We start from the raw sequence: 3,236 nt of genomic DNA on the forward strand, positions 1-3,236 counted from the left end.
ATCGCCCCCACCACCTGCGCGGTCCCCGAGGCCTCCACGATCACCGCGATCGTGATGGCCGCGCCGAGCACCGGTACCAGGACATGGCGCCACCAGCTCACCGGGCCCCCGCGGCGCCGTACCGCGAACCAGCCCACCACGCTCGCGTGCAGCAGCGTGAACGCGGTCAGCGCGCCGACGTCGACCACCGAGACCAGCTGGTCCAGGCCGTCGTCCCGCCGAGCCGCCCACACCGCCGCCACCAGCGTGATCACGGCCGCGACCAGCAGCGCCACCCGAGGCACCCCGCCGTCCGTGCGCGCCAGCGCCCCCGGCAGACGCCGGTCCCGGCCCATCGCGAACAGCAGCCGCCCGGCCGCCGCCTGCCCGGCCAGCGCCGCGAACGCCGCACCGATCGCCTTGCTCACCGCCACCAGGTCGTGCAGCCACGTCCCCACGGACGAATCCACCGCGTCGTAGAACGCCGACCCCTGACGCCCCGGATCCGCCGCCAGCTCGGCCGACGTCACCGGCTCCAGCAACGCCACCAGATACGTCTGCGCCACGAACAGCACACCCGCCAGCGCCAGGCAGAACAGCAGCGCACGCGCCACCTTCGCCGACCCGCCGGTGACCTCCTCCGCGAACGTCGCGATCGCGTCGAAGCCCAGGTACGACAGCACCGCCACCGACACCGCGCCGACCACCGCCGACAGCGCGAACGCCCCCTGCGTGCCGTCCCCGGACAGCGGCGACAGCCAGCCCCGCTCGGCACCGTCGCGCGCGAGGACCACGATCGCCGCCGCCACGAACACCAGCAGGACCACGATCTCCAGGGCGAGGACCAGGAAACCCGCCCGGGCCGCCGCCCGCACCCCCCACAGGTTCAGCGCCGTCGTGACGACCACCGCGAGCGCCGTCCACACCCACCGCGACACGTCCGGGACCAGCGCCTCCATGGCGATGCCGGAGAACAGATAGGCCACCGCCGGGATGAGGACGTAGTCCAGCATCGCCATCCACCCGGCGACGAAACCGGCCCCGTCGCCGAGCGCCACGCGCGCGTAGGCGAACACCGACCCCGCCTGCGGGACCACCCGCACCATCTGGGCGTAACTGAAAGCCGTGAACGCCATCGCCACCGTGGCGACGACGTAGACGAGCGCCACCGCGCCGTGCGACTTGGCGTCCAGCGTGCCGAAGACGCCGACCGGCGCCATGGGCGCGATGAACAGCAGCCCGTAGACCACGAGGTCCCTGAAGCCCAGGCTGCGCCTCAGCTCGTGTTCCTCACCGGCCCCGGGGGCCGTCGTACCGGACTCGGACATCGTGCCTCCGCCAGCGCATCGGACTGTGCCTCGGAACGTCCCCGTCAGTGTCCCCGCCGATGCCGCACCCACGCGATCTCTGACCCGCCGAACGCGGCCTTACGATGGGTGCCATGACCGCTTCGCCTGGCCGCCGTGTCCTGCTCGCCGCCCCCCGTGGCTACTGCGCGGGTGTGGACCGCGCCGTGATCGCCGTCGAGAAGGCCCTGGAGCAGTACGGGGCCCCCGTCTACGTCCGGCACGAGATCGTCCACAACAAGTACGTCGTACAGACCCTCGAGAAGAAGGGCGCGATCTTCGTCGAGCGGACGGAGGAGGTCCCGCCGGGGAACATCGTCATGTTCTCCGCGCACGGCGTGGCCCCCGTCGTCCACGAGGAGGCCGAACGCGGCCGGCTCGCCACCATCGACGCCACCTGCCCGCTCGTCACCAAGGTGCACAAGGAAGCCGTCCGCTTCGCGAACGACGACTACGACATCCTCCTGATCGGCCACGAGGGCCACGAGGAGGTCATCGGCACCTCCGGCGAGGCCCCCGACCACATCCAGCTCGTCGACGGCCCCGAGGACGTCGCCAAGGTGGAGGTCCGCGACCCGTCCAAGGTCGTCTGGCTCTCCCAGACCACGCTGTCCGTCGACGAGACCATGGAGACCGTCGACGCGCTGAAGGACAAGTTCCCGCAGCTCATCTCCCCGCCGAGCGACGACATCTGCTACGCCACGCAGAACCGCCAGCTCGCGGTCAAGCAGATGGGCGCTGAGGCCGAGCTGGTGATCGTCGTCGGCTCCCGCAACTCCTCCAACTCCAAGCGCCTCGTCGAGGTCGCCAAGCAGGCGGGCTCTCGCGCGGCGTACCTGGTGGACTTCGCCGACGAGATCGACGAGGCCTGGCTGGAGGGCGTGACCACGGTCGGCGTCACCTCGGGCGCGTCCGTCCCCGACGTCCTGGTCGAGCAGGTCCTGGAGTGGCTGGCGCCGCGCGGCTTCGAGGACGTGGAGATCGTCAAGGCCGCCGAGGAGTCGATCATCTTCTCGCTGCCCAAGGAGCTCCGCCGCGACCTGCGCGAGGAGGCCGCCTCGCTGGTGGCCGAGCGAGGCGGCTCCGGTACGGCGGGGGCGTGACCGCCGGGATCACCGCCCGCGTGACTGTCGGTGGCCCGTCGTAACGTGGAGCCATGCAGATCTTCGGCGTGGACATCGGCGGATCCGGGATCAAGGGCGCCCCTGTGGACCTCGACAGGGGCGACCTGACCCAGGAGCGCTGCAAGGTGCTCACCCCGCGCCCGGCGACCCCCGACGGGGTGGCCGACGGGGTGAAGCAGGTCGTCGACCACTTCGGCTGGACCGGCCCGGTCGGCCTCACCTTCCCCGGCGTCGTCACCGGCGGCGCCACGGTCCGTACGGCGGCGAACGTCGACAAGAGCTGGGTCGACACGGACGCGCGCGCCCTGTTCGGCGAGCGGCTCGGCGGACTGGACGTCACGGTCGTCAACGACGCGGACGCGGCCGGCGTGGCTGAGATGCACTTCGGCGCGGGACGCGGCCGCCAGGGGACGGTCATCCTGCTCACCTTCGGCACGGGCATCGGCAGCGCCGTCTTCACGGACGGCGTCCTCGTCCCCAACAGCGAGCTGGGCCACCTGGAGCTGGAGGGCCACGACGCGGAGAAGCGGGCCTCCAGCAAGGTCAAGGACGACCACGACCTGTCGTGGGAGCAGTGGGCGCACCGGGTGCGGAAGTACCTCGCCCACGTGGAGATGCTGTTCTCGCCCGAGCTGTTCATCATCGGCGGCGGGGTCAGCCGCAAGTCCCACAAGTTCCTCCAGTACCTGGAGGGCATCCAGGCGGAGATCGTCCCGGCGCAGCTCCAGAACAACGCGGGCATCGTGGGAGCGGCGATGCGGGCGGCGGGCTGAGGGGCGGGCGGGGG

3 protein-coding genes are annotated in these 3,236 nt (G+C 71.7%); 2 read left to right on the forward strand and 1 reads right to left on the reverse strand.

Annotation, left to right across the window (positions count from 1 at the left end; translation table 11 throughout):
- On the reverse strand, nucleotides 1-1,307 hold a 1,307-nt coding region (locus GTW67_RS24525; RefSeq protein ID WP_161166971.1), incomplete at its 3' end, for an APC family permease.
- A gap of 104 nt (nucleotides 1,308-1,411) precedes the next feature.
- On the opposite strand from GTW67_RS24525, the gene GTW67_RS24530 reads away from it, so the two are divergent.
- Nucleotides 1,412-2,428, forward strand: a complete 1,017-nt coding sequence (locus GTW67_RS24530) for a 4-hydroxy-3-methylbut-2-enyl diphosphate reductase (RefSeq protein WP_202437642.1) — start codon at nucleotides 1,412-1,414, stop codon at nucleotides 2,426-2,428.
- 53 nt (nucleotides 2,429-2,481) lie between these two features.
- Nucleotides 2,482-3,222, forward strand: coding sequence for a polyphosphate--glucose phosphotransferase (gene ppgK, locus GTW67_RS24535; protein WP_161166973.1), 741 nt, complete (start codon nucleotides 2,482-2,484; stop codon nucleotides 3,220-3,222).
- Nucleotides 3,223-3,236: the final 14 nt, after the last annotated feature.

Origin of the sequence: Streptomyces sp. SID5910 (genome assembly GCF_009862125.1) — a bacterium.
Classification (GTDB): Bacteria; Actinomycetota; Actinomycetes; order Streptomycetales; family Streptomycetaceae; genus Streptomyces.

Coding starts and splice junctions, on each gene's coding strand:
- GTW67_RS24530 (WP_202437642.1), top strand. CDS start 1,412: ATGGGTGCCATGACCGCTTCGCCTGGCCGCCGTGTCCTGCTCGCCGCC.
- ppgK (WP_161166973.1), top strand. CDS start 2,482: ATGCAGATCTTCGGCGTGGACATCGGCGGATCCGGGATCAAGGGCGCC.